The organism is Frankia gtarii (assembly GCF_025403375.1).
Lineage (GTDB): Bacteria > Actinomycetota > Actinomycetes > Frankiales > Frankiaceae > Frankia > Frankia gtarii.
This window is the reverse complement of sequence record NZ_JAMPTM010000473.1, coordinates 1-2555: the sequence shown is the minus strand read 5'-3', so window position 1 is coordinate 2555 and position 2555 is coordinate 1. Positions and strand designations below refer to the sequence as shown.

The window sequence follows — 2555 nt, the reverse complement described above, 5'->3', positions numbered from 1 at the left end:
CTCCCCCACAGTCGTTCCCCCGCCCGCGTTCGCCGGGCCCCTCGGTCATGCCCTTGCCTTTCCACAGGGTTTTATATCCGTTTTGTCACTACAAACAGGCAAGTTTCCACGTCAGCGAATTCCTTCGACTCATGAGTTGACAATAATGATGGACCTTCCTACGATGAGGTCATGGGAGATGCGATGGTGGGCGAGCGTCGGGTGTACCGGGAGAACGACGCCGACATCCCGAGCGAGTTCTCCGACCTGCTGGTGCGCATGCTCGTGCACCACCTGGAGAACTCGACGAACCGGTACTACACCGAGCTGCTGAACCACCTGTGGGAACGCTGCATGACGCTCGCCCCGGACGAGCGGCTGAAGACAACCTTCGCGAAACTCATGCAGCAGGAGGTCGAGCACGGCGTCATCACGGCGCGGATCCTGGCGGGCCTGGGTGTCGGCACGATCGAGCAGCCGATCAAGCAGTACCTGTTCCACCTGCCCATCGACACGTTCTGCGACATGGCGTACTTCAACGCCCTGGGCGACCGGGTGGGCTGCTACATCGGGGAGACGTGGGAGGACGTGCCCTACGAGCCCCTGTTGAACGTGGCGGAGCGCCTGCACAAGGACGAGGTGTTCCACGCGACGTTCGGCCTGTCGAACCTGCGCCGCGTGTGCGCCGATCCGGCCGGGCTCGCGGAGGCCAACGAGAAGATCAAGATCTGGTGGCCGGCCGCGCTGGACATGTTCGGCCGCTCGGACTCGCAGTTCAGCGACGCCTACGTCCGCTGGGGCCTGCGCAAGCTCAACAACGCCCAGCTCCGCGAGCAGTACATCGCCGACACCCGTCCACTGCTGGAGGAACTCGGCATCACCGTTCCCGCGGACACGGCGAACCGCCGTTTCCTCTAGGCGCGCGGGCATGAGGCAGGACGGGGCGCCGCCCCCCGCCGATCCCGCGACGGGTCCCGCAACGGGTCCCGCAACGGGTCCCGCAACGCCGCGCACCCGGACGGTCGACGTCCACCGCTACGGCCCCGACGCCGTCGTCCTCGACGTCCACCTCGGGCAGTACCACGAGGTCTTCTTCGTCCTCACCGGCGACAAGAGCGTGACCATCACAATGCTCGACGGCAGCGACCCGACTCATCACGAGGCCCAGGTCTTCGTCTTCGCCAAGCCGTGGCAGTGGTCGCTCGACGCCCCCGACGAGGAAGTCCTGCTGCGGGTGTGGCAGTCCGTCGGCGTCCAGCGCTGACCAGGCGGCGAACCACCGCCGCTTGCACGAGTTAGTTATACCTCGCACAATAGTTGCTATGCCTATAACTAACTCACACGTTACCGCCGGCCCGCCGTCGGCCCCGCGCGGACGAGTGCTCCTGATCGGCGCGTCCCGCGGGCTGGGTCTCGCGCTGGCCCAGGAGTGGGCGCAGGGCGGTCGGCAGGTCGTGGCCACCGTGCGCGGCTCGGGCCGGACCCCTCTGCATGACCTCGCCGATACCTGCGCCGGGCGGATCGAGATCGAGACCGTCGACGTCACCGAGCCCGCGCAGATCGCGACGCTGCACGATCGCCTGGCGGACCGAACGTTCGACCTGCTGTTCGTGAACGCCGGCGTCACGAACGAGCCCGAGGGCACGGTGGCGCAGACCTCGACCGAGGAGTTCACCCGGGTCATGGTCACCAACGCGCTCAGCCCGCTGCGCGTCATCGAGGCTCTCCAGGACCACATCGAACCTGCGGGCACGATCGGGGTGATGTCCTCCGGCCAGGGCAGCGTGGCCAACAACGAGCGCGGCGGCCACGAGGTGTACCGCGGCAGCAAGGCCGCACTCAACACGTTCATGCGCAGCTACGCTGCCCGCCACCACGGCGAGCAGCGGACTCTGGTCCTCATGGCCCCCGGCTGGGTGCGCACCGAACTCGGCGGCCCGGACGCCCGGTACGGCATCGACGAGAGCATCCCGAACGTCGTCAAGACGCTCGACACCCTCCAGGGCAGCCCCGGTCTGCACTACGTCGACTTCCTCGGCCGGACGGTCGCGTGGTGAACGCCGATCCCGGTCAGCGGGCCTGGGCCCTCATGCAGCGGTTCGTCGAGGCGCAGAACCGCCGAGGCGAGCTCGCCGAGGCGCTCGGCTTCCGCCTCGGCGGAGGCCGAGGAAAAATCCTCTTTCAGCTCCGCGACGGACCGGTGACCCTCGGCCAAATCGCGCGGGCCAACGGCGTCGACGCACCCTACGCCACCCTGATCGTCGACAAGTTGGAAGCGCACGGCCTCGTCGAACGCCGCCCACACCCCGATGACAGGCGCCGCAAGCTGGTCGCGCTCACGGCCGCCGGGCACGACGCCATCGCGACCGCCGACGCCATCCTGCTGCGCCCGCCCCCGGCGATCAGAAACCTCCCGGCCGACGAACTCGGGCAGCTCACCGGGCTCCTCACGCGTCTGCTCGAGACAGACGCGGCCGAACCCGAAGCATCGAAGTCGTCCGCTCCTCCGTCACCGATTCCCGGATCGGGCGAGCGGCGCACCGGCGCGCCGGGGCGCCGGCCGGCGGGGGCGGGGC

4 protein-coding genes are annotated in these 2555 nt (G+C 68.4%); all 4 read left to right on the top strand.

All coding sequences use genetic code 11. The features are described 5' to 3' along the window. The first annotated feature begins 171 nt into the window (after positions 1-171). Positions 172-897, top strand: coding sequence for a Phenylacetic acid catabolic protein (locus NBZ83_RS31575; protein ID WP_261567512.1), 726 nt, complete (start codon positions 172-174; stop codon positions 895-897). 10 nt (positions 898-907) lie between these two features. Then, complete coding sequence (locus tag NBZ83_RS31570; protein WP_261567513.1) at positions 908-1243, top strand: hypothetical protein; 336 nt, start codon at positions 908-910, stop codon at positions 1241-1243. Between the two features lie 115 nt (positions 1244-1358). Continuing rightward, complete coding sequence (locus NBZ83_RS31565; protein WP_261567514.1) at positions 1359-2036, top strand: SDR family oxidoreductase; 678 nt, start codon at positions 1359-1361, stop codon at positions 2034-2036. Further along, positions 2033-2555: MarR family winged helix-turn-helix transcriptional regulator (locus NBZ83_RS31560; RefSeq protein ID WP_261576447.1), on the top strand; the 523-nt coding region annotated here is incomplete at its 3' end. The genes NBZ83_RS31565 and NBZ83_RS31560, both read left to right, overlap by 4 nt.